Origin of the sequence: Nocardioides sp. CCNWLW239 (assembly GCF_037137035.1) — a bacterium.
Taxonomy (GTDB): domain Bacteria; phylum Actinomycetota; class Actinomycetes; order Propionibacteriales; family Nocardioidaceae; genus Nocardioides.
The window spans coordinates 1,091,228-1,114,837 of record NZ_JBBBNW010000001.1 but is presented as its reverse complement, the minus strand read 5'-3'; the positions used below and the strand labels follow the sequence as shown (position 1 = coordinate 1,114,837).

The window sequence follows — 23,610 nt, the reverse complement described above, 5'->3', positions numbered from 1 at the left end:
CAGCGAGTCCGTTCGATGACGAGAGCTTTCGCTGCCACCGCAGTCGCCTCCCTGGCGGTCGCGGTCGCACCGGTCATCGGCAGCCAGGCGGCGCATGCGGACACAGCCCCGCTGTCCTACATCGGCGGTCATGCCACCCTCACCGTCAATGACGTGAAGAAGGCCCAGAACTGCGAGGAGTATGGCGTCAAGGGCACCAACATCCCGGTGATGGTGGATGTCTCGTTCGGTGCGAACTACACCGACGAGTTCACTGCGCCGACGACCAAGTGGGACGTAGCCGTCTTCGACTCCGCCGGTGATAACGTCACCAACTACATCGAGGGCCTCGACCTCCTCGAAGGGTCGGCCACCGGCAACCTCTGCTCGTTCCTGCCGGTCGGCAACTACCGAGCGGTCGCGTACGTCTTCACCATGGACGCCGAGGGCAACGACACCGACTCGGCCGTCGTGACGGACGCCTTCTCGATCAAGGCGGCCCACAGCTACACGCTGTCCGCGAGCCGCTCGGGCACGACCATCAAGTCTCAGCTGAAGGACTACGGCAAGGCCCTCGCCGGCAAGTCGGTCGCCATCCAGCGCAAGTCCAGCGGCACCTGGAAGACCATCGCCCACCGTACGACTGGCTCGACCGGCTGGGTCTCGGCGGGCGTTGCCCGCGGGTACTCCTACCGGTTCACCTACGGCGGCAAGTACAGCGCCGCGGTCTCGGTCCCGAAGGTGGCCACGAGCGTCGTCAAGGTCTCTGTGAGCAAGTACGGGAAGACCTCCTACCGGTCCGTGGGCAAGCTGACCGCGGGCGGGAAGGTGCTCAAGGGCAAGCGGATCCTCCTGCAGAAGCGGAGCAGCGGTGGCTGGGTCACCGTGAAGTCGTGCGTGACGAACACCTACGGCAAGTGCGCAGCGATCACCGCCCCGACCTCGAGCCGGGACTACCGCTGGAAGTACGCCGGTGACGCCACCCGCGCGGCCGACGCGTCCGCGTCGTTCTACCTGAGGAAGCGCGGCTGAGTCCGTTCCTCGCCTCAACTCATCGCGTACCCGGAGCCGCCGGCGCCTCGAGCGCCGGTGGACCGGGTCCGCGATGACCGGGAGCGCTGACACCGGAGAACCAGCGGATCCACCCCATCTCGGGTGGGTCTCGTCAGGACGCCCTCGACGGCTCTCTCCGGCTCAGAGGCTCTGTGCCGAAAGCAGTCACCACGAGAAGAAGGGTCACGACCACGTGATCATGCACCACCGCATCCGTTCGGCGACGAAGGTCTTCGTTGCCTCTGCCGTCGCCGCCCTGGCCATCGCGGCAGCCCCCGTCGTCAGCCAGCCCGCCCACGCCGACACCCCTCCGGGAGCCGTGGCCAAGGTGGCCACCAAGGTCGTCAAGGTCTCCGCCAACAGATATGGGACCCGGTCCTACCGCCCCGTCGGCAAGCTGACTGCGGGTGGAAAGGCGATCAAGGGCCGACGGATCCACCTGCAGAAGAAGGCGAGCGGCCGCTGGTCCAGCGTGGCCTCCTGCGTCACGAACCGATACGGCAAGTGCGCTGTGGTCGTGACGCCGAAGGTCAGCCGCTACTACCGATGGAAGTTCGCCGGCGACGCCAACCGGAGGGCCGACGTCTCGGGGTCGTTCTACCTGGCCAAGCGTGGCTCGTCCTCCGGTAGCACCGGGTCGGGCCTGGACTACACCTATGCCAACGGTGCGACGGTCTACAACGCCACGTCGACCAACGACCTCGACTGTGGCGAGATCCCGTCGTACAAGAAGCCCGTGCGCGTCCACGGCTCCGACCCGTGGCGTCTCGACGCTGACGACGACGGATTCGGCTGCGACTGAGTTGTCGGTTCGTCAAGGTATGCAGATCAGCTGTCACTTCCCAAGCGGAACTCCGCTAGGGAAGTGATGGTTCGGCTGCATACCTAGACGAACCGTCCCCCGGCTAGCGCCGATGAACGGGGTCCGCGATGGCCTGGATCCGCTTCGTGGCCAGCTCGATCATCAGCGTGGCGGCGGGGGAGAGGGTGGCGTCGGTGCGATGGACGATGGCGAACGTGTCGTACGTCCGGGGTCGCAGCGACACCCAGCCGGCCTTCGGAGCCAGCCGGGGGAGGAGCTGCTCGGCGGCCCCCTTGGGGATCACCCCGTCGGCGTAGCCCATCCCGACCAGCTCGACCGCCGTCTCGATGTCCTCGACCTCGATCCGGCTCGGTGGGTTGCGGCCGGTCTCGTGGAGCAGGTTGCGGAGGGTGACCCGCGTGGGGTCGTTCGAGCTCCAGGTGGTGTCGGCCATGACGAGGGTGGCCAGGGAGAGCCGGTGCGGGGTGACCGGGGTGGCCAGGTGCGCGGGGTCGCCCGAGACGTACACGAGCTCGTCGCGTGCGACGGGAGTCACCTTCAGCCCCTCGCCGGTGACGCTGCCGACCGAGAGCATCGCCGCCTCGAGCCGCCCACGTCGCAGGTCGTCCTGGACCTCGGCGGAGTTCTGCCCGATCAGCTCGACGCGTACGCCGGGATAGCGGTCGAGCACGTCCGCGACCAGGCCCGCACCGCCGTAGAGCCGCGCGATCCCGAACATCCCGAACCGGATCGTGCCGGTCTCGAACTGCTTCACCGCCTGAACGGCCTTGCGTGCCTCCTCGGCGGCCGCGACCGTGCGCTCCGCGTGCGGCCTCAGCTCGTCGGCCACCCCGGTCGGCACGACGCCGCGTCCGACGCGCCGGAAGAGCTGGACGCCGAGCGTACGCTCCAAACCTCTGACCTGCTCCGAGATCGACGGCTGCGCATAACCGAGCTCCTCCGCCGCCGCGGTCAGCGAGCCGTGCTCGTAGACCGCGAGGAACACCCGGAGCTGGTGCAGCGACAACATAGAGACATCCTATGTCTTTCCAAGGAAAGATCGTCTACCTCTATGAGTCGTTCCTGGTCATCATTGAATCACCACCACTGCGTCCGCGGTCGGTGGTTGATCTATGTTCACAGGGGAGAACAGCAACAATGAAGCACGGCGTACGCCGCTTGGGCCGCCTCATCGGCAAGGGCAAGCCCACCCGCATGACCATCGACGAGCAGGTCGAGGCGCACCGTTTTAGTGTCGAGCGCGCAGTCTCGGTACACTCATCCGGTCCGCTCAACCAGAGCCGCTACATGCGGTAACGGATGACGGTACGCCGCCTTAGCTCAGTCGGTAGAGCGTCTCACTCGTAATGAGAAGGTCGTCGGTTCGATTCCGACAGGCGGCTCCGCCAGAACCCCCGTCTGACCAGCCCGAACACGGCAGGAACGGCGGGGGTTCTTCGTTGTCATTCGCCCGCCCCCGTCTCTGGCGTACCCCCGGCGTACCCCCGGCCCGTTTTCGGACCCTTCTTGGAGCGCTCCGGACGGGCCTCGTTGAGCCGGTCGAGGCCGGCGATGTGGGCGCTCGATCCGAGGAAATGCAGATAGCGATTCGTGGTCGCGATCGACTCATGGCCCATCCACTGCTGCACCGTTCCGGGGTCGACTCGACGAGCCAGCCACAGACACGCGGCGGTGTGCCTAAGGTCGTGCAGTCGACGCCCCTGCCCAGTCGTCTGCCACTTCACCGCGCGGACCACAGCACCACGGTTGAGCAGGCCACCACGTTTCGTCGTGAACAGCGGATCGTTGGCCTTCTTTCCCTCCGCGAGGCTTTCGACGATCGGCAGAACCCGGTCAGCCAAGGGAACCCTTCGAGATCGCCGGCCTTTCGTGGACTTGGTTTCGATCCCCTCCGACTGCGAACGACGGACCAGGATCCCTGGTGTCGGAATCTCCATCACGTCCGCGACTTTGACCGCTCGAGCTTCCCCCCAGCGCAGGCCCGTCCAGCCCAGCACAAGCAGCATGTCGGCCAGACGCTCATCCTGCTGCCGCCAGTCCAGATACGCCGCCTCGAGCTCATCCTCGGTAAACGGGTTCATCTCTATCTTCTCGTCGGATTGCTTCGGAACCCTCACACCGGTCACCGGGTTGGTGCCGATGTATCGCTCCCGGACGCACCATGTGAAGAACACCGAGAGACTCGACCGGGCACGCGATACCGAGTCCTCAGCCAGACCGTCGGTAAGAAGCCGCTCAAACCACCGGGCAACGTCTCGATCTGACACCTTGGCGACTTGCATGTTGAGCATGCTCGTCGGCAGCAGACGCTCAAGGGCCTCATCAGACCGGTAGGTCTTCTTAGCGACGGTTGCCTTACGGATCGGCAACCACTCGGCCAGCAGGTCGCGGACCCGCCGCTTTCCAGCTCGAGGGTCGATTCCTCCAGCAAGGGCAGCACGCTCACGGGTCAGCCAGTCCTTGGCCTCTCGCTGAGTGTCGAAGGTCTTGGTCGCGACCACCACCCGACCACTCTTGAGAAACGCGCGATAGCGCCCTCCCGGAGTCTTCTGGACCGTCATGCCGCAGCCCTCTCCAACCAAGCCGCAACATCGCTACGCCGGTAGCGCGGGCAGGTCCTGGACAGCCACGTCACACGTGGGCCGTGGCCGATTTGCCGCCAACGACACAGCGTCGAAGGCGAGACGCGCAGCCACATTGAAACTTCTTCTGAGGTCAGGTACTCCATCTCATCCATCTCACTTGCCCTTCTACTGGTTGGTGTTCTTGGTCTGGGCCTTCCATTGCTCGTACTCACGTGCTCGAGCGGCGGCGGCGAGGGCGAGGGTTTCGTCGCCGGGGTTGGTCCAGCCGGTGCCTTGGTAGGTCCAATTGCCAATGACGAGGGTTGTTTCGGTGTCGTCGGCCAGGAGCCGGGCCTCGAGCTCCTCGAGGTCCAGCAGAGCCTTACGTGCGTCCTCGTCGTGCTCGGCGGTGGCTACGAGGTCGCGGTACTTGGCGCGGGCGCGGCGGAGTTGGCCGAGGGTGACGGAGTAGCGCCGGGACTTGGTGGAGAAGTGACCTCGGAAGCCGAGCATGTGCGCCCACTTCCCCAGGAGCTGGTATGGGTTGACCGGGGTGCCGTTGGCGTTGATGTGGGGTCCGTAGTGCTCGGATGCTCGAGCGCTGAGTCGTCGGCACCTCGAGGCGAACTCGGCGATGTGCTCAACGGGCCGGTCAGCACGGATCGAGTTGGCATCCTTCGTGGCGTACTTCGCCAGATAGCCGGCGACCTGCCCAGGCGTGAGAGGACCGTCGGGGTCGTCCGTGCGGTTGGTGTCACGAACGACACGGACGTCGAGCTGCTTTCCCCAGCACAGCACCCGTGCAGTGTCGTTGTCGTCGACCGGGGGAGCCTCGAAATGAACATCGCCGGCCGCGTGCTCCAGGAGCCGGCCAAGGGACCGCCCGTCCAAGGGGGCCGGCGATCCAGGACCATCCACGCCGTCCAGGCGGATGAGCGCGTGGAAGTGAACGAGCCCGCGGGCTTGGTACTCGGCGACCTTGGCGAACTGCACAGAGGCCACATCAACGAGGGCTGGCGGAGGGGTCGGGTTCTTCTTCGAAGGCTTGCGCCGGGTCTCGGTCACACCGAGCTGGTGGGCCAGCGCACGACGGAGCGCGATGGTGGTCCGTCGCCACAGTTCCGGGGCGTGCCACTGCCACACGATCGCGCTGTCAGTGTCGTGACACTCCGGACACAGTGGCGCGCCATTGGAAGAGTCATCGGGACCGTGGACGCTCATGCACCCCAAGGGCCGGGCCGCGAGCGCGGCCTCCGGGGGCGTGCGGCCTGGCGGCCGGTCCCCCTACGCGCCGCGCAAATAAAGAAGAGCGCCCAGTCCGTAGACCAAGCGCTCACCCTCCAGGCATCGACCAACCCGGCTCATCCACCTCGACCGGCAACAGCCGGCATCCCGAACGGCAGCTCGACGCCACTACGCATCGTCAAAGTCCGCCAGCCAACTCCACTGCTCGCCAGACGATCGCAGCCGCCCGAGGACCTGACCGAAGCAGCCCGCGAGGCTCACGTCCTCAGCCCGAATCAACCCCTGCTTTCCGACTCCTGGCCCAGACAGCACCACAGTCCACGGCTCACCGCCCTCCTCGGTTCTTTCATGGTCAACCTTTAGGATGGCCGTGACGCCTGAGCGGCCAAGACGCTCCATCAGGTCTTCAATTCGCTGCAACGTCATCAGTACCTCTTACACCGACCCGACCGGCCCTGCCCCGAAAGCCCGGAAACTTCTCACGACGTACAGTCCCGCGCCCTGTCGTTGAGGTCGGCGAGACCCAGGTGATCAGGGATCCAGGGAGGGGGCCGATGACGAGGGGGAGGTGGGGGCGGCTGCCGGCAGGGACACTCCCCGCGACGCTTCTAAGCTCGAGGATGTTGGGCAGCGTGGGGGCAAGCCCCCAGACCCCCGCCAAGGGGGCCAGATGCCGGACCGGGTTGCGCTCCGCCCCCGCGATACAGGCCAGGGTGACGGCCCGAGAATCGCGTACCCCCGGCGTACCCCCGCCCTGCAATCGGCGTCCGCCAGGGGAACGTGTGCAACAGATGAATGAGCGTGTGAGCAGGCCCGCTCCGACCCAGGAACGCTCTCGTAATGAGAAGGTCGTCGGTTCGATTCCGACAGGCGGCTCAGCACAACCCCGGTCTCATCAGCGGAAACGTTGGTGGCGAGACCGGGGTTCCTTGATTTCCGAGGGCCCGCGGGGCCAGCCATTGCTGGGCAGCGCGACTGAAGGCGTTCGTTACCAGTTGACGACTTTTGTCGGCGGTCGACCGAGGATGCGTGCTATCACTTCCGCGTGCGGTCCGAGCGCCCCACGTTGCTGGAGTACCCCCACTCGGTCACGAGGGCGTCCAGGACCGCACGCCAGGCGCGGTTTGGGGCGCGATTTCCGCGACGGCGACGCGGCCGGCCCGGCAGGATGTGGTCATGACGATTCCGGAGTCCGGTGCGGCGGACGCGGCACCCGGTCGTGATCGACCGGTCGAGACCCGCAAACCCCTGGGGTACGGGCTGTTCGCAGTCCTGGTGGTCACCTACCTGGCGATCATCCAGGGCGGTGGGATGCTGATGAAGGCGCTGGTCGACGTCGGTGACGATCCGATGACCACGACGAAGGGCGTCGTGATCACGATGGTGATCCCGTTGGGTGTCGCGCTCGCCTTCGTCTACGGGGCAGCTGCGGTGCTGGGCCGCCTGCGACCGGTGATGCGTGACGACCGGCCGGTCAGCCGATGGGTCGTCGTCGTGCCGGTCATCTTCGTGGTGTGCATCCTGCTGGCCATCGACTACGGCGTCCTGTCGGAGAAGTCCGGTGGCTACATCATCGTCCTGCTGCTCGCGACCCAGCTGGTCGGCTGGGGTGAAGAGGGCATGTTCCGCGGCCTCGGGGTCACGACGCTGCGCGAGCACGGGCTGACCGAGGGCAAGGTCGCGCTGTGGTCCAGCCTGATCTTCGGCGTCGTCCATCTCTCGAACGCCTTCGGCCGAGGCGCCAACGCGATCCCGCAGGCGTTGATCGTGAGCCTGGCCGGCTACTTCTTCTACCTGACCCGCCGCCGGGCCGGCACCAACGCAGTGAACTCCGTGATCCACGGCCTGTTCGACTTCTCGCTGCTCACCGGCACCGCGATCCTCGTCGACCAGGGCGCCTACCTCGGGTCGCTCGCGGGCATCCTTGCCTACGCCGTGACCGGTGTGGTGCTCCTGATCCGGCGTCACCACATCGAGCCGAACCGTGTCTGAGCGCCCGTAGTCGTCCCCGTGAACCCACGGACGGGCCAATGGTTACGTCCGTGACCAGCGGATTTCCCTACCGCAGATCGGGTAGGTAATGGGGTATCTTGCCATCTTGGGTACGTGTGATCTGGATTGCATGCGGAATCGCAATGGTGCAAGGGGATGCTATGTTTCACCGTCGGCTCAGCGAGTTTTTCGGGATCAGATACTGGCTCGCGAGCCTGCTGGCAGGTCTTCTGGCCGTCGGTCTGGTGAGCGCCCCGGCACTGGCCGACGAGCTCCCGAACCCGGAGAACCCGACCGCGGTGCTCGACATCACCAAGTCGGTGGACAGCCCTGGGCCGTACGGTCCGGGCGACACGATCGTCTACACCATCCAGGTGGGCTGCTCGGCGATCGACGTGGGCGTCGACTGCAACGACGCGATCACCACCGACGTGATCCCCGAACCGCTCGTGGTGCAGCAGGTCACCCCCTCCGGTCCGAACAGCTCTGCCGAGCCCGTGGTCGACGGCCAGAACGTACGTGTCGACTGGACCGAGCCGCTCGATGCCGGCGGCGAGGGCATGGTCAACAACACCACCAGCCAGGTGCAGATCACCGTCCAGGTGCCCGAGGACCTCAACCACGACCAGTGGGACGGTGCCACCCTCACCAACGAGGCGACCGCCGAGGCGACCAACGCCGCGGACAAGACCGACTCGGTCGACGTCACCCTCGCGATCCCGCTGGAGCTGGCCACCAGCGCCACCAAGAGCTTCGATCCGACCTCCGCGCTCGCTGCCGAGGGCACCCCGGTGACGGCCAACCTCGGCGGCACCAACGAGACCAACGGCGCGGTCGAGACCCTGGTCATCCAGGACCCCACCGACCCGACCGCCACGCCCAACCCGTTCACCTATCTCGGCTTCACCGGCTTCGGCACCGTCACCCCGCCGGAGGGAGCCACCGGCACGACGTACGAGGTGTACGTCGGCGGCGCCTGGGTGGAGTGCGCCGACGCGACCTGTCCGGGCGTCGATCCTGCTGCCGTCGAAGGGACCCGGGTCACCTTCACCGGTGACATCCCAGCCGGAGCCACCGCGGACGTCGACCTGAACCTGGAGACCACCGAGGAGGCCGCCGGGGTCTCCGAGGACACGGTCGTCAACAACCAGATCCAGACAGCGGTGACCCGTGACGGCGAGAACGCCACCGCCAACGCGGAGGCCGACTTCACCCTGAGGGCCAACACCATCGAGGTCGGCGCCACGAAGTCGTTCGACCCCGACATCGTCATCGCCGGCGAGTCCAGCACGGTCACGATCGGCGGCAGCAACGACTCCGCGATCCCGATCGACACGCTGACCATCACCGAGCCGTCCACCGGCTCCTTCCCCGAGGACTACACCTTCGGTGGGTTCACCGGTGGCATCCCCTATCCGGCCGGGGCGACCTCGGGCACGGTCGTCTACCAGCCCTCCGGAGAAGAGGTCCCGTTCATCGACGGCGGCACGCCGCTGCCGCCGACCGGCGGCGCGGAGTCGGTGACGTCCTTCGAGATCGTCTTCGAGGGCGACATCGAGCCGGGCGCCGAGACCTCGATCCCGTTCGAGGTCGACACCGACCCGGAGGCCACGGATCTGCCGAAGACGGTGAACAACCAGGTTGCCGTCGAGGGCGAGAACGACGGGGCCACCGGGAACGCCACCGCCGACGACGACCTCTACATCTACAACGAGGTCATCGAGCCCTACATCGACAAGCAGATCCGACCGAGCCAGATCCTGGCCTACCCGGGCAACGTCGTCACCGTCAGCCTGCAGGGCGGCACGACCGAGCGTCCCAACCCGCCGGAGACCCCCACCGGCACCACCGGCGACGCCAGCCAGATCGTGATCCAGGACCCGATGGACCCGGTCGAGGGCAACGTCTGGTGGAACGCCTTCGACCTGGACACGATCGCCCAGACCCCGATCCCGGCCGATGCCACCCTGACGGTGGAGTACTACAACACCGCGACCGGTGAATGGGAGACCTTGGTCGGCCCGGAGGCCGGACCGCAGATCTTCTCCTACGACGTGCCCGACGACATCTCCGATGTGGCCGGTGGCGTCCGGTTCGTCTACGACTACACCGGTGACGGCGACGGCTTCGCTCCCGGCACCGACCTGGAGCCGAACTTCACCGCCACGCTTCGCCCGCAGGACGACGGTCGATACACCGACCCGGCCTACGACGAGCCCACCGACGCGAACCACACCTTCATCCCCAACTGCGCCCAGTCCGGGGCCACCGCATCGACCGATGGCGTACCGAGCGGCGAGACCCAGATGGACCCCGAGGACTGCCCGGAGGTCGAGCTGATCCCGACCGACCCCGGCACCGCGGACCTGATGAACAAGGAGTTCGGTCAGTCCAGCTCGGGCGGTGACAAGACCGTCTTCGAGCGCTCCGGTGACACCATCCCCTCGACCCTGCACTGGTCGACCGGTGGCTACTCCGGTTTCGAGACCGTCGAGCTCACCGACATCGACGACCCGGAGAACACCGCGGTCGCCGACAGCGTCTACGACGCGTTCAACCTGATCCGGATCCAGCCGATCACGCCGGAGACCGACCCCTACCTGGTCTACGACCAGATCACCGACGTGCAGCTGTGGGACGGCACCAGCTGGTCCTCGGCGACCAACAACCCGTGCCCGGACGCCTGTGACGGCACCTTCCCCGGCATGGACCTCACCGCCGACGAGCAGGAGTCCACCCTCGCGGTCAAGCTGATCTACGCCGAGAGCCCCAACCGTGCCGAGCGGATCGAGGGCAACCTCGACGCACCGCCGGTCGGCTCCGGCGTGGCCCGCTCGATCGACGGCGAGCGTGCCGTGACGCTGGTCTGGCAGATCCGTGACACCCAGCGCTCCGACGGTTCGCCGGCGCTCGCGGTCGACACGTACAACCGGCCGGACGCCGGCGTCGTGCGCAACACCGCCAACGCGACTGGCTTCCCCGCCGACGGCGACCCGGTCACCGATACCGACTTCGACGACGTCGTGATCAACGACGCCCCGATCACGACCACGACCGACAAGACCTGGGAGGGAGGCCCGATCTCCGTCCCCGGCCCGGGCACCCCGCAGGAGGACTACCCGCTCAGCCGGATGACGGTGACCACGGAGAACACCACCCCGGCGAAGGTCGACCAGCTGCAGATCACCGATCCCGCACCAGGGTCGACGACCGAGCAGGACCCGTTCGACTACTTCCGGCTCTACGAGATCAGCTCGATCACCGAGCCGGAGGGCACCGAGAACACCACGGTCACCCTGACCTGCCCTGACGGCAGCACCAACGAATACACCCGGGACGAGGCGCTCGCGCTCACGCTCGACACGATGCCGTGCGACGTCTCCGGTGTGCAGGTGCTCTTCGACGGCCGGATCGCCAGCGCAGGCACCGGCGTGCTCGCCCTGGACATGCAGATCCGGCGGGAGAACCGCACCACCGGCGAGCCGATCACTCCCGAGGACTCGCCGGTCGCCAACACCGCGCAGGGCATCGTCGCCGACGTCGACCCGATCCAGCCGTGCCCGCCGGAGCCGGGCGACCGGTTCGCCTGCGCCCAGGACACCGCGACGATCGAGATCGCGGACGCGACGTACGACATCGAGGCCACGAAGACGATCGAGCCCGCTTCGCAGAAGGAGGGTGACAACTCTCCGGTCACCGTCACGATCGGTAGCCAGAGCAGCGGCTCGGCCCGGCCCTACATCGAGTCGCAGCAGGACGATGACCCGACCTTCTGGAACGCGATGGACTTCGTCCAGATGGATCCGTCGTGGACCCTCCCGACGCCGGTCGAGCACGTCCAGGCCTGTTATCTGACCGGCGGCACTTTCACGGCCGCGACCGTCGAGACCGGCCTGGCCGGCGACGACGGTGGTGTCGGGGGCACCTGGACCTGCCAGGAGATCCCGGGTGGCGGTCCGCCGTTCGAGGACGACGAACTCACCCTGCAGCAGGCGAAGGACTTCATCGCCGCTGCACCCGCCGGCGAGATCCATGGCCTGCGGTTCCAGTTCATGGCCGGCAGCGAGGACGGCTGGGTCAACCCGACGCACCCGAACATCCAGGTGCCCTTCCAGGTCGTACGCCGCGACGAGCTGCGCAGCGGTGGCCCGGTGCCGTCCACCCGCTCCGACCAGGAGGCCGCCCCCGGCGAGACCGAGGCCGGCGTCTTCACCGACACCGTCGACGTCCACGGCACCACGGTGCTGATCGGGCTCAACAACCGGCTCGAGGCGGACGACAGCGCGGATGCGACCTACACCTACGAGCACCTCACCGTGGGGGTCGAGGTCGACAAGACCCCGACCGGCCAGGTGCAGCCCGGCGAGGTCATCCCGTTCACGCTGACCTACACCAACACCGGTGAGCATGCGCTGACCAATCCGGTCTTCACCGACGTGCTGCCTTCCGACGCCGACGGAAACCAGCTGATCTTCGACCCGGACGCGGCGCCCGGCTCGTCGCCCTACAGCTTCGAGCTCGCCGGTGCCGCACCGGAGCCACCGAACGGCGACCCGCTCCCGACCGACGAGGACGAGATCACCATCACCGAGGACGGTGACACGATCACGTTCGCGATGCCCGAGGGTTCCGTGCTGGAGCCCGGGCAGACCTACACGATCACGATCGAGCTGATGCTGCGGCCCGGGCTGACGCCCGACGACGTGGTCACCAACACCGACAAGGTGATCGCGGACGAGCCGTTCGACCCGGAGAACTGCTCGCCCAACTATGACGCCGAGACCGGCGAGTGCTGGGACGAGAGCAGCGTCTCCCCGGTCCGCGTGGCCGCCCTGAGCACCCAGAAGTTGGTCAAGGCCGATGTTCCGGTGGAGGAGGAGGGGATCCCGGAGATCTACCTCGACCGCCGCGCGCTGCCGGAGGGTTCCGACCTTCCGGACGACTACTGCGACGACCAGGCCGACGAGGACGGTTTCTACCGCGGCGCCTGTGTGCCGGTGACCTACCCGGGCGACACCGAGACGTGGCGCTACACCATCACCAACTCCGGCACCCTGCCGCTCGACGAGCTGGTCTCGATCGACGTGCTCCCGCACGTCGGCGACAACGGCGTGATCGTGGACCTGCCCCGCAACTCGGAGTGGACCCCGACCTGGGCCAACCAGCTCGAGCTGGTCGACGACGGTGGCAACTCCGCCACCATGCAGGTCTTCTACGCCAACACCTACGAGCCCTGCACCGACGACCTCAGCCCGCTGGACGGCGACCCGTGCCCCGAGGGGGAGTGGCTGCCGTACGACGACAGCGTCGACCCCGCCGAGGTCAAGAGCATCAAGACCGTCGTCACCTTCGACGAGGCCACCCTCTTCAACCCCGGTGAGATGGTGACGCTGCAGGGCAAGACCCGCACCACGCCGCAGAACGCGGCGCAGGTCGGCTACCCCGTCGCCTGGAACACCGTCGCCACCGGTGGTGTCTCCAACGACAACGGTGAGCGCGCCACGGTGCTGCCCACCGAGGGTCGCAAGGTCGGCGTGACCTACCCGACCGGTCCGATCCAGCTCGAGAAGATCGTCTCGGGCGAAGGTGCGGAATACGCACCGGACACGTTCACGGTCAACCTGACCTGCACGGTGCCTGGTCAGAGCGAACCGATGGATCTGAGCGGGGTCAATCCGATCACGCTGACGCCAGGGGCCGACCCCGTCCAGGTCGATGGCCTGCCCTGGGGCTCGGAGTGCACCGCGACCGAGGCGGACCAGGGCCAGTACGACCAGACCATCGGCACCGCCACCGTCGGCGGCCCGGAGGACGAGATCGGTCTGATCACGGTGGAGAACGAGTTCACCCTGGGTGACCTCGAGGTCACCAAGGAGGTCACCTCCGACGCGGTCGACGCCGACGGTGACCCGCTCACCTACGGTCCGTTCAGCGTCCGGGTCATCTGCCGGTACGACGGCAGGGTGGTCCGCGCCCTACCTATCCAGATCGAGGACGGTCAGACCATCGAGGTCGAGGATCTTCCCACGGGGGCGGTGTGCACGATCACCGAGACCGACGACGCGGGCGCAGCCCAGGTCAACATCACGCCTGACGAGGACCCGGACACACCTGGCGCACAGGTGACCATCGGGTCCCGCGAGGACCCGGACAGCAACCCGATCGAGGTCGAGGTCGAGAACGTCTACGAGACCGGGTCGCTGCGACTCCTCAAGGAGGTCACCGGCGACGCCCTGGAGAACGACCCCGCTCTCGCCGACGGTCCGTTCACCTTCCAGGTGACCTGCCGGCTGACCGACCCGACCCGACCTGACGGGGAGGTCGTCTACGACCAGTCCATCACGCTGCCCGACGATGACAACGTCGACAACGACCAGATGGACTACCAGGTCGACGACCTCCCCAGCGGCGCCGACTGCGTGATCGAGGAGACCGACGACGGTGGAGCCACCGGCCACACGGTCGACCCCGACCAGGTGACCATCGGCACCGACCCGGCCGAGCCGGCCCAGGTGACCGCCACCAACACCTTCTTGACCGGCGGGATGGCGGTGACCAAGCAGGTCGAGACCGATGCGGTCGACCAGGACGGCAACCCGATCTCCTACGACGGGCCGTTCGAGATGACGGTGACCTGCACCTATCAGGGCCGGGACGTCTGGGGTGACGGGTTCGACTCCAGCCCGATGACCCAGTCCATCGACGACGGTGAGACCTGGGCGATCAGCGGCCTGCCGGTCGGCGCGGAGTGCGTCACCGAGGAGAGCGGCACAGCGGATGCGGTCGAGACCAGCATCTCGCCGGAGGAGCCGGTCATCATCGGTCAGGCCGACGAGCCGACCCAGGTCGTCACGGTGACCAACTCCTACGACGTCGGCTCGCTCGAGTTGGTCAAGGAGTCCACCGGCGACGCGCTGGACAACAACCCGCAGCTGGCCGACGGGCCGTTCCGGTTCCGCATCACCTGCGTGCTGACCGACGCGTCGCACCCCGACGGGGAGGAGGTCTACGACAACCGGGTCGTGCTGCCGCGCGATGACAACGTCGACAACGACCAGATGGACTACGTCATCGAGAACCTGCCGACAAACGCTGTCTGTGACGTGACCGAGACGGGCGACGGTGGGGCCACCAGCCACACCATCGACGGAAGCCCGGCCACCATCGGTGACGACAACGCCGAGCCGGTGACGGTCACCGCGACCAACACGTTCGCCACCGGTGCTCTGGCGGTCACCAAGTCGGTCACCTCCGACGCGGTCGACCAGGACGGCAACCCGATCACCTACGGTCCGTTCGAGATCGCGACCTCCTGCACCTTCAACGGGCGTCCCGTCGTGGCCGACGGCTACGAGGAGAACCCGATGACGGAGACGATCGAGGACGGCGAGACGGTGACGTTCGAGGGCCTGCCGACGGGCTCGCAGTGCACCGTCACCGAACCGGACTCGGCCGATGCCGCGGTCGTCACCATCTCGCCGGAGCAGCCGGTGACGGTCGGTGAGGGCGACGTGGTCGAGGTCGAGGTCGACAACTCGTTCGACGTCGGCTCGCTGCGCCTGCGCAAGTTCGTGCCGGAGCAGGTCCGGGACTACCCGATCAGCCAGGGCCCGTTCACCTTCGCGGTGACCTGCACCCTGACCGATGCCACTCGGCCGGACGGCGAGGTCGTCTTCGAGGACGACGAGATCGTGCTGCCCGACGAGGACAACGTCGACAACGACGTGATCGACTACCGGATCGACAACATCGCGGCCGGTGCGGAGTGCACCGTCGAGGAGACCGACGACGGGGCTGCCAACGCCCACATCGTCACCCCCAAGACGGTGACCATCTCCGCCGACGAGAACCACGAGCCGACGGTCAAGCGGGTCGTGGTGACCAACTTCTTCGGAGCCGGCAAGGCCGTCGTCACGAAGAAGATGGAGGGGTCGGGCGCCGAGCTCTACGGCGCCGGCCCGTTCGAGGTCACGGTGAAGTGCACTTACACCGATGTCAACGGTGACGAGCAGCCGCTCGAGACCCCAGGGGGTGAGACCCGGGAGCTGTCGGCCGACAACGACTACACCGCGACGTACGAACCGCTGCTGATCGGGTCGCACTGCACCATCGAGGAGACGCAGACCGGAGGCGCCAACAGCACGGTCATCACCGATGCGGATGGCAACGAGGTCAGCGAGTTCACCGTGAAGCCGGTGCCGAACCGGGAGGAGCTCACCGTCGAGCCGGTGGAGCTCACCGTCACCAACACCTTCGACACCGGCTCGGTGAAGGTCGTCAAGACGGTCAACGGCCCGGGTGAAGGCCCGTTCGAGGTCGAGCTGGCCTGCACCTATGACGTCGACGGCACCGCCACCGACGTCGACATCCCGGGCGGCGCGACCCGCACCCTGAAGAAGGGGTCGATGACCGCGACGTACGAGGATCTCCCTCGGGGCGCCGAGTGCACCCTCGAGGAGACCGACGACGGCGGGGCCCGGTCCACCACCATCACCCCGAACGCAGGTGACCCGACGGTCGGTGTGGTGACGGTCGGGAACGGCGCTGACGTCACGCTCGACGTGGTCAACGACTTCCCGCCGTCGGGTCCGAGCGGTGACGGTGACGACTCGAGCTCGGGTCTCCTGCCCGACACCGGGTCGGGTCCGTGGCTCATGGTCGCGGCCCTGATCGGCCTGGCCCTGTTGCTCTCGGGCGGGGTGTTCCTGATCGCCGGCCGCAAGCGTCGCCACGAAGGGAGCTGACGGTCCGACTCACCGGAGCCCCGTGCCCGCGCCCGTCAGGGAGGCGGCATGGGGCTCCTGGCTTTCCCTGCCGGGCCGAAGCTCGCGGCTGTCTTGGACGTTAGTCTTGGACACGTGGCTCGAGTGTCTGCAGAAGAACGGCGGCGGTTGCTGGTCAAGGCCGCGATCCAGGTGATGGCACGCGACGGCGTCGCCCAGGCCACGACCCGGTCCATCGTGGCGGAGGCCGACATGTCGCTCGGTACGTTCCACTACTGCTTCCGCTCCAAGGAGGAGCTGCTGGAGCAGGTGATCACGACGATCACGAGCCACACGCTGGTGCCCGCCCTGGAGATCATCGAGGGGTCGGGCACGCTCGAGGAGAAGCTGCGCGGAGGCCTGGCCTCCTACTGGCAGCACGTCCTGGACAACCCCGACGAGCACCGGGTGACCTACGAGCTGACGCAGTACGCCACCCGCAACCCGGCCCTGGCCGAGTTCGCGCGCACGCAGTACCGCACCTATCTGGACGCGCACACCACGGTGATCGAGACGCTGGCGGCCAGTGCCGGGGTGACCTGGACGGTCGATGTCGCGGTGCTGGCGCGCTACCTGACCGCGATCGTGGACGGGCTGACCCTGCTCTACCTCAACGAGGGGGACGCGGAGACCGCGGGCGCAGCGATCGAGCTGGCCGCGACGCAGCTGCTGGGGCTGGTCGAGCAGCGCTCCTGAGGTGCTGTCGGACTGTCAGAGGAAGGTCTTCCCCTCGCCGCGGTAGGTCGGCACGACGTCGATGATCCGGTCGCCCTCGACGAGGACGATCTCGTCGACGTGCTCACAGAGCTCGCCGGCCTTCGTGTGCCGGAACCAGACATGGTCGCCGAGGCCGAGCTCGTCGACCCGGGGCCCCACCAGCGGCGTCTGCACCTCGCCGGCACCCTCCTGGTCGACGAGCGAGAGGTCCGGTGGCCACACCGGCGTCGGCAGCCGGTCCTTCCCGGCGGCGCCGGATGCGATCCAGCCACCGCCGAGCACGGTGGCGTGGTGCGGTGAGGGGCGGCGTACGACCGAGAGCACGAAGTACGCGGCCGGCTGGGGCCGGAAGCGGGTGTAGAAGTCGAACAGCCGGGGTGCGAACAGGCCGGAACCGGCCGCCACCTCGGTGACCGCGGGCTCGGCCGCGGTGAGCTCGAGGCTGCCGGTGCCGCCACCGTTGACGAACTCCAGCGGCGCGACGCTCCGGACGGCGGCGACCGCGGCCGCGCGGCGCTCCGCGAGCTCGGCGGCCGACCGCCGCTGGACCTCGCGGACCGCGAACCGGCGGAGACCTGGCTGGTTGTCGCCGACGCCCGCGATCTGACCCTCGTAGCCCATCAGGCCGACCAGTGCGAAGCGCGGATGAGCGGCGACCGTCCGAGCCAGCGCTGCGGCTTCCTCGGGCGTGCGCACCGGCGAGCGGCGGGCGCCTAGGTGGACCCTGCCTCCGGCGAGCCGGAGCGAGACGTCCAGCTCCAGGCAGATCCGGATCCGCGGCGCGCTGCTGGAGGCCGTGCCGACGATGCCGGCGATCAGGTCGAGATGATCAGCGCTGTCGACCATCAGCGTGACCCGGGAAGCGAGCTCCGCGTCCTCGGCCAGCCGCCGGAGCGCCGCGCGGTGCGTGGTCGGGTAGCCGACGACCACGTCCTCGTGCTCCTCGGCGAGCCAGAGCGCCTCGGGCAGGGTGAAGGCGAGGATGCCGGCCATCCCCGGCAGCTCCAGGGCGTCCCGGATCACCGAGCGCACCCGGATCGACTTGCTGGCGACCCGGATGGGCTTCCCGGCGGCCCGCCGCACGAGCTGGTGTGCGTTCGTACGCACCGCCGCGACGTCGAGGACGGCGAACGGCGGGTCCAGGTGCTCGGTCGCGGCGAGCAGATCCACCCACGGTGTCCGGACCGGACCGTTGAGCTGGGTCAGTGTCATCGCGGTGCTGCCTCCGGAGCAGGACCGAGCACGCGGTCCAGGTAGGGGTTGGCGAAGACGCCGGTGGGGTCGAGCCGGTCGCGGAGGGCGACGAAGTCGTCGAAGCGGGGATAGACCTCACGCAGCCCTGACGCGTCGAGCCGGTGCATCTTGCCCCAGTGGGGCCGGCCGCCGGCGGCGCCGAGCACCTCCTCGCAGACACCGAACCAGCGCTCGTGCGGCATCCGGTGGTACTGGTGAAAGGCGACGACGGCCGAGTCCCGCTCATAGGCCGGCGAGAGCCAGATGTCGTCGTGACGTACGAACCGGACCTCGAAGGGGAACGAGACCGCCTCGTCGTGGGTGTCGACCCACCGCTTCAGCTCGCGCAGCGCCGGGACGAGGGCGTCGCGCGGCACGAAGTACTCGCCCTCCCGGAAACGTACGTTCCGTTCCGACGCGAACACGTGGGGCGCCAGGTCGGTGAAGTCGCGCGCGGAGATCGCCGTGGTCACGAACCGGGTGATCCCGGGAACCAGGCGCGGGAACCGGGTGCCCACGCGGAGCATCGCCTCGAAGCCGATGTTGGTGACGATCCGGTCGTCGACCGTGCGAGCGAAGCGGCTCATCGGGTGCAGCTCGGTGTCGCCGGGCAGCCGCTGGAACCTCCGGGTCAGCGCGGTGGTCGTGTGCGGGAACCAGAAGAACTCGAAGTGGTCGTTGCCGGCCACCAGCTCGTCCACGCCGTCGAGCACCTCCTCGAGCGGTGCGGCGGCGTCGACGGCCCGCAACGCGTAGAGCGGCACGCACTGCAGCGTCACCTTGGTGATCACCCCGAGCGCGCCGAACGAGACCCGCGCCGCCTCGAACAGCTCCGGCCGCTCGGTCGCCGAGCACTGCACGACCGACCCGTCGGCGAGGACCAGCTCGAGGCCGCGTACCTGGGTCGAGATGCTGCCGAACGCGGCGCCGCTGCCGTGGGTGCCGGTCGAGATGGCACCGGCCAGCGTCTGCCGGTCGATGTCGCCGAGGATCTCCATCGCCAGCCCGTGCCCGGCCAGGAGCGGGTTGAGCCGGTGCAGCGGGATGCCAGCATCGACCGTCACCAGCCCGGACTCGCGGTCGACCGCGTGGACCCCGTCGAGCCGGTCCGGCCGCAGCTGTACGCCGGGCGCGACCGCCGCGCCCGTGAACGAGTGCCCGGACCCGATCATCCGGACCTTCAGCCGGTCGCGGGAGGCCTCCTTGACGGCGGCCGCCACCTCGTCGGTCGTTGCGGGGGTGACCACGCGTGCGGGGGTGACCCGCTCGGTGCCGGCCCAGTTCTGCCAGGTCACGATGTCCCTCCCAGGACCGGGTAGTGGTCGGAGTAGTCGGTGTAGGTCGTGCCGCCGGAGGTCCACGGCGGCGACGTCGGCGTCAGCGTCGTGTTGGTCCAGCCGCGCGGCTGCGGGTGGCCGCGCCGGAACAGCACGTAGTCGAGCTGCTCGCGCCCACCCGAGCTCGCCAGCGGGTTGGTCTCCGGGTCCCAGCTGTAGGGATGTCCGGCGAAGGAGGGTGAGGTGGCGTCGAGCGCGGCCAGCATGGTGGCGTACTCCGGGGACTCCTTGACGACGTTGAGATCGCCGGTGATCACGACCGGCTCGTCGGGCGGGATCGCCAGCCCGTCGAGGAAGCCGTCGAGCTCGGCGAACTGTTCGGCTCGGACATCGGCGCCGCTGCCGAAGCAGGCGGGGTCCTCGGCCTGGACGTGGGTGCCGACCACGTGCACCGGTCGGCCGTCGACGTCGAGGCGGGCGTAGACGAAGCCCTTGTTCGCGAACCAGTCGGCGCCGCACCCGTCGGCGTAGACGTACTGGGCCCGGTGCGTGATCGGCCACCGGCTCAGGACGGTCACGCCACCGTCCTCCGGCGTCAGCGCGGAGTAGGAACCCAAGGTCTCGTCCCAGCCCGAGCGGGAGCGCCCGAGGACGGGGGTCTGGTGAGGGTATTGGCTGGCCAGGCGCGACTTGAGAGTGTCCGACGGCGCATTGTCGAACGCCTCCTCCAGCACGACCACGTCGTGCCCGTGTAGGTGGTCGGCCTCCGCGAACAGGCCTGCCCGGGTGGTGTTGGCCTTCCCGCCCAGGATTGCCGGGAGCATCGCGACGTTGTGGGTCAGGACGCTCAGGTCGGGCGGCGGGGGTGCTGCCGATGCCGCTGGGCCGGGCAGCAAGGTCGCGGCGACCGTGCACATCGCCGCGATGCCCACCGCTGCTGCCCTCATCGGCCCACGACCGAGAACGTCGGGCTGGTGCCGCTGATCGAGCGGACGGTCCCGAGCAGGCTCCGGGCATCGCCGAAGTAGCGGATCCGATAGCTCCCGGGCTCTACGTCCGCGGGGACGTCCCAGGTGATCGTCGTCTTCGACGCGGCGACGCCGTAGCGCTGCCAGTGGAGCTTGGTCGACCAGTCGCTGTCGTCGGCGATCCGCCGCCAGCCCTCGGCCGTACGCCGCTCCACGGTGAGGTAGCTGCCACCGTGGTGCAGGTCGTTGTTGGGATGCGCGCCGGCGAAGGTCACGCTCACCTGCTCGCCCGGACGGTACGTCGCCGCCGGCGCGGTGAGCACGTCGCCGTGCGCCTTTCCTATCGGCGGTGCGTCGGCCACCACGGCACCCTGGAGCGACGGGAACTGCGAGGCGCTGCGGTCGCGTTCCTTCTCCCCGAACGGTACGTCGTCCCCGTCCCGCATCGCGGCACCGAGGTCGGCCGCGGTCTGCATGAACGCCGGGAGCTCGTAGCGTCCGAAGAGCGTCGAGGCGCCTTCGTACTCCTTGGCGTCGTACTCCTCCGGCGTGGTCAGGTAGTGCGCGTAGGCGTTGGCGTAGCCCTGGACGAGCACGTGGTCGATGTCCGTCCCGACCGCCTCGGCGACCGCCTGCCGGAGCCGCAGACCGGAGACCACGGTCACCTCGGCGGGGACCCCGACGAGGTAGAGGTCGCCGACCCGGACCAGCTGCACCGGGAGCTTCTGCTGCACCATGTCGAGCGCTCCGACCGGGAGCAGGATCTCCTTCGAGCCCTGGCACGCGCGCAGCGCCGGGCTCGCCGTGTAGAGCGCCTCGGAGATCGCCGCGACCGCCGGGTTGCCGCCGTCCTTGCCCTCCTTGAAGATCGGCAGCCCGCCGCCGCCGTCCTCGGTGCTGCCCGCTGCGAACGCCGCGCCGAGCGCGGCCGGGCAGGTGGTGTGCGGCTTGCCGTCGGGGGTGAACTCGGGACGCACCGCGGTGTTCGCGAGGTCGACGTAGACGATCCGCGAGTCGACGCCTCCGCTCAGGGTGCGGTCGTCGTCGAGCCCACGGCGGGCGGCGTCGTACGTCCTGGTGCCGATGATCCGGGTGTTCTCGAACTGGTCGGTGGTCGGGCCGTCGGAGGGCCGCAGGTTGAGGTTCGGCGACATGTCGCCGGAGTTGCTCTGCGCGAAGGACGCGACGAAGCCGGGGTCGTCGCTGTCTGCGACGTAGTCGACGCCGCGGGCGAGCCGCTCCCAGGCGTACTCGGCGTAGCCCTTGTTGTCCGGGCTTACCAGGGTGTTGTCGGTCGACATGCTCGTCGCGTGGACCGGGAACCAGTTGATCACCCCGTCGAGGCTGGTCGACCCGTCGGGGGCGCCGCGACGCACCTGGAGCGTGGTGCTCCGGGTGTCGGCACCACCAGGAAAGTGTGCCTTGTCGGCCTCCGGGTTGCGGTCGAACGCCGTCTTCGAGCGGTTGACGTTGGCGTTGGTCAGCTCGCTGGTCGACAGGCTCAGCTCGGCCGGGGCGAGGTCGGCGTCGGCCCGCACGATCGAGGCGACGATCCCGTCGACGAGCGCGCGGAACGTCTTGCCGTGATAGCCCAGCGTGGTGATGTTGTAGAGCGTGTGGTGCGAGAAGCCGCCGGGGGCCGCGTGCGTGTGGGTCGCGGTCAGCATCACGTTGCGCTCGGTGTAGGTCTCGCCGAAACGCTGCTCGAGCTTCGCCAGCACGGCGTCGCGAACACTCTGGAAGATCATCCCGGCGTCGGCGAGGACGTGGACGACGCGCTCGCCCGACTGCGGGTCGGCGATGACGAAGGCCCGGGCGCGCTGGCGCATGTGCAGTCCGCTGCTGACCTGGTCGAGGTCGGCATAACCCATCATCCCGGCCTCGGTGACCTCGCCGGTCACGTCCGCGATGCCGCGTCCGACGAGATAGTCGCCCGCTCGTCGGTCTGCGTCGTCGTCGGCGCGTGCTGTCGAGGCGTACGCCGCTCCAGCGCCGCTCGCCGAGCTCGGCGGCGGCAACGTCGCGATCCCGAGAGTGGCGACCGCCAGCAGCGCGGCAGCTCCGGTGGTCCTCCATGTGACGCTCGTCATAGCAGGAGGATGCCCTCTTCCTAACCACTGGGTCAAGAGTCCTGGACAGATGACCTACTTCGTGGACATCGAGCGTCTGCGGCGTCTGATTACCGCCAGACCAAGTCGGCTGAAGTCGTTTGAATGGTTCATGAAACAACCAACTCGAACGATGGGAAGCACATGAAGGTCGCCCTTGTCACCGGTGCCAGCCGCGGTATCGGCGCTGCTACGGCACGCCGCCTCGCTCAGAGCGGCATGCACGTCATCCTGACCTCACGCCGCCCCGAGGACCTCGAGGCCGAGGTCGGCCGGCTCACTCAGCAAGGCGGTTCGGCATCGGCGCTCCAGCTGGACGTCACCGACCGCGACAGCGTGCGGCGCGCCGCGGACGCCGTGGCGGCGTCCCACGGTCACCTCGACGTGCTGGTCAACAACGCCGGTGTCCTCCCGGAGGCCACGAACACTGCCCCGGCGGAGGCCGTCGACCTGGAGATGTTCCGCACCACCTACGACACCAACCTGTTCGGTGCGGTCGCGGTGCTGGAGGCGTTCCTGCCGCTCCTCCGCAAGAGCGAGGCGGGTCGGATCGTCAACCTCACGACCACGATGGGCTCGCTGACCGACCAGACCGACCCGGAGTCGCCGTACTACGGCATGGTCGTGCCCGCCTACCAGTCCTCCAAGGCAGCGTTGAACAACGTCACGATCGCGCTGGCGAAGTCCCTCGCCGACACCTCCATCAAGGTCACCTCGGTCTGCCCGGGCTTCGTGCAGACCGAGCTGACCCCGATCAACAAGGACAACGCACCGACCACGGCCGCCGAGGCCGCCGAGGCGGTCGTCCGTGCGGCGACCCTGCCCGACGACGCCCCGTCGGGGACGTTCGTCGATGCGAACGGTCCTGTGCCGTGGTGAATCGCTGACA

Annotated in this window: 15 protein-coding genes and 1 tRNA gene; 8 read left to right on the top strand and 8 right to left on the bottom strand. The window is 68.3% G+C overall.

Features of this window, described 5'->3' with window-relative positions; translation table 11 throughout:
- Positions 1-15 precede the first annotated feature (15 nt).
- Both WBG06_RS05330 and WBG06_RS05325 read left to right on the top strand, forming a co-directional pair.
- Positions 16-1,011 carry a hypothetical protein gene (locus tag WBG06_RS05330; protein ID WP_336735487.1) on the top strand — a complete coding sequence of 332 codons (996 nt, stop codon included), beginning with the start codon at positions 16-18 and terminating at the stop codon, positions 1,009-1,011.
- Positions 1,012-1,225: 214 nt separating this feature from the next.
- The gene (locus WBG06_RS05325) at positions 1,226-1,834 is read left to right on the top strand and encodes a hypothetical protein (protein ID WP_336735486.1); all 609 of its coding nucleotides are present in this window, start codon (positions 1,226-1,228) and stop codon (positions 1,832-1,834) included.
- A gap of 103 nt (positions 1,835-1,937) precedes the next feature.
- On the opposite strand, the gene WBG06_RS05320 is transcribed toward WBG06_RS05325, so the two are convergent.
- Complete coding sequence (locus WBG06_RS05320) at positions 1,938-2,864, bottom strand: LysR family transcriptional regulator (protein WP_336735485.1); 927 nt, start codon at positions 2,862-2,864, stop codon at positions 1,938-1,940.
- An 11-nt stretch (positions 2,865-2,875) separates the two neighbouring features.
- Here WBG06_RS05320 and WBG06_RS05315 point away from each other — a divergent pair, with 11 nt between their 5' ends.
- Both WBG06_RS05315 and WBG06_RS05310 read left to right on the top strand, forming a co-directional pair.
- On the top strand, positions 2,876-3,151 hold the full coding sequence (locus tag WBG06_RS05315; RefSeq protein WP_336735484.1) for a hypothetical protein: 276 nt from the start codon (positions 2,876-2,878) through the stop codon (positions 3,149-3,151).
- A gap of 13 nt (positions 3,152-3,164) precedes the next feature.
- Positions 3,165-3,237 (top strand) — tRNA-Thr (locus tag WBG06_RS05310).
- A 60-nt stretch (positions 3,238-3,297) separates the two neighbouring features.
- On the opposite strand, the gene WBG06_RS05305 is transcribed toward WBG06_RS05310, so the two are convergent.
- The 3 genes from WBG06_RS05305 to WBG06_RS05295 are packed head-to-tail and all read right to left on the bottom strand — an operon-like array spanning position 3,298 to position 5,649.
- On the bottom strand, positions 3,298-4,416 hold the full coding sequence (locus WBG06_RS05305) for a tyrosine-type recombinase/integrase (RefSeq protein ID WP_336735483.1): 1,119 nt from the start codon (positions 4,414-4,416) through the stop codon (positions 3,298-3,300).
- Complete coding sequence (locus tag WBG06_RS05300) at positions 4,413-4,583, bottom strand: helix-turn-helix transcriptional regulator (RefSeq protein ID WP_336735482.1); 171 nt, start codon at positions 4,581-4,583, stop codon at positions 4,413-4,415. Before WBG06_RS05300 ends, WBG06_RS05305 begins: the two co-directional genes overlap by 4 nt.
- 22 nt (positions 4,584-4,605) lie before the next feature.
- Positions 4,606-5,649 carry a replication initiator gene (locus WBG06_RS05295; RefSeq protein ID WP_336735481.1) on the bottom strand — a complete coding sequence of 348 codons (1,044 nt, stop codon included), beginning with the start codon at positions 5,647-5,649 and terminating at the stop codon, positions 4,606-4,608.
- Between the two features lie 1,191 nt (positions 5,650-6,840).
- Between WBG06_RS05295 and WBG06_RS05290 the strand changes: the two genes are divergently transcribed.
- From WBG06_RS05290 to WBG06_RS05280, 3 genes are all read left to right on the top strand, one after another.
- Positions 6,841-7,656 carry a CPBP family intramembrane glutamic endopeptidase gene (locus WBG06_RS05290; protein ID WP_336735480.1) on the top strand — a complete coding sequence of 272 codons (816 nt, stop codon included), beginning with the start codon at positions 6,841-6,843 and terminating at the stop codon, positions 7,654-7,656.
- A 161-nt stretch (positions 7,657-7,817) separates the two neighbouring features.
- Complete coding sequence (locus WBG06_RS05285) at positions 7,818-16,400, top strand: DUF5979 domain-containing protein (RefSeq protein ID WP_336735479.1); 8,583 nt, start codon at positions 7,818-7,820, stop codon at positions 16,398-16,400.
- A gap of 114 nt (positions 16,401-16,514) precedes the next feature.
- A complete protein-coding gene (locus tag WBG06_RS05280) occupies positions 16,515-17,114 on the top strand; it encodes a TetR/AcrR family transcriptional regulator (protein ID WP_336735478.1) in 600 nt (199 codons plus the stop codon).
- A 15-nt stretch (positions 17,115-17,129) separates the two neighbouring features.
- Here WBG06_RS05280 and WBG06_RS05275 read toward each other — a convergent pair whose 3' ends face one another.
- The 4 genes from WBG06_RS05275 to WBG06_RS05260 are packed head-to-tail and all read right to left on the bottom strand — an operon-like array spanning position 17,130 to position 22,703.
- The gene (locus WBG06_RS05275; RefSeq protein ID WP_336735477.1) at positions 17,130-18,347 is read right to left on the bottom strand and encodes an alanine racemase; all 1,218 of its coding nucleotides are present in this window, start codon (positions 18,345-18,347) and stop codon (positions 17,130-17,132) included.
- Positions 18,344-19,663 (bottom strand): D-arabinono-1,4-lactone oxidase, encoded by a 1,320-nt coding sequence (locus WBG06_RS05270; protein WP_336735475.1) that lies wholly within the window; start codon positions 19,661-19,663, stop codon positions 18,344-18,346. Before WBG06_RS05270 ends, WBG06_RS05275 begins: the two co-directional genes overlap by 4 nt.
- A complete protein-coding gene (sph, locus tag WBG06_RS05265; protein WP_336735474.1) occupies positions 19,660-20,592 on the bottom strand; it encodes a sphingomyelin phosphodiesterase in 933 nt (310 codons plus the stop codon). The genes WBG06_RS05270 and sph overlap by 4 nt, the downstream gene beginning before the upstream one ends.
- Positions 20,589-22,703, bottom strand: a complete 2,115-nt coding sequence (locus WBG06_RS05260; protein ID WP_336735473.1) for a neutral/alkaline ceramidase — start codon at positions 22,701-22,703, stop codon at positions 20,589-20,591. Before WBG06_RS05260 ends, sph begins: the two co-directional genes overlap by 4 nt.
- Before the next feature lie 162 nt (positions 22,704-22,865).
- Here WBG06_RS05260 and WBG06_RS05255 point away from each other — a divergent pair, with 162 nt between their 5' ends.
- Positions 22,866-23,600 (top strand): SDR family NAD(P)-dependent oxidoreductase, encoded by a 735-nt coding sequence (locus WBG06_RS05255; protein WP_336735472.1) that lies wholly within the window; start codon positions 22,866-22,868, stop codon positions 23,598-23,600.
- Positions 23,601-23,610: the final 10 nt, after the last annotated feature.

Bases quoted from the DNA above. Each gene is read 5' to 3' on its own strand.
- WBG06_RS05320 (WP_336735485.1), bottom strand. From the start codon at position 2,864: ATGTTGTCGCTGCACCAGCTCCGGGTGTTCCTCGCGGTCTACGAGCAC.
- WBG06_RS05260 (WP_336735473.1), bottom strand. From the start codon at position 22,703: ATGACGAGCGTCACATGGAGGACCACCGGAGCTGCCGCGCTGCTGGCG.
- WBG06_RS05300 (WP_336735482.1), bottom strand. From the start codon at position 4,583: ATGGAGTACCTGACCTCAGAAGAAGTTTCAATGTGGCTGCGCGTCTCG.
- WBG06_RS05285 (WP_336735479.1), top strand. From the start codon at position 7,818: ATGTTTCACCGTCGGCTCAGCGAGTTTTTCGGGATCAGATACTGGCTC.
- sph (WP_336735474.1), bottom strand. From the start codon at position 20,592: ATGAGGGCAGCAGCGGTGGGCATCGCGGCGATGTGCACGGTCGCCGCG.
- WBG06_RS05330 (WP_336735487.1), top strand. From the start codon at position 16: ATGACGAGAGCTTTCGCTGCCACCGCAGTCGCCTCCCTGGCGGTCGCG.
- WBG06_RS05290 (WP_336735480.1), top strand. From the start codon at position 6,841: ATGACGATTCCGGAGTCCGGTGCGGCGGACGCGGCACCCGGTCGTGAT.
- WBG06_RS05315 (WP_336735484.1), top strand. From the start codon at position 2,876: ATGTCTTTCCAAGGAAAGATCGTCTACCTCTATGAGTCGTTCCTGGTC.
- WBG06_RS05255 (WP_336735472.1), top strand. From the start codon at position 22,866: ATGAAGGTCGCCCTTGTCACCGGTGCCAGCCGCGGTATCGGCGCTGCT.
- WBG06_RS05275 (WP_336735477.1), bottom strand. From the start codon at position 18,347: ATGACACTGACCCAGCTCAACGGTCCGGTCCGGACACCGTGGGTGGAT.
- WBG06_RS05305 (WP_336735483.1), bottom strand. From the start codon at position 4,416: ATGACGGTCCAGAAGACTCCGGGAGGGCGCTATCGCGCGTTTCTCAAG.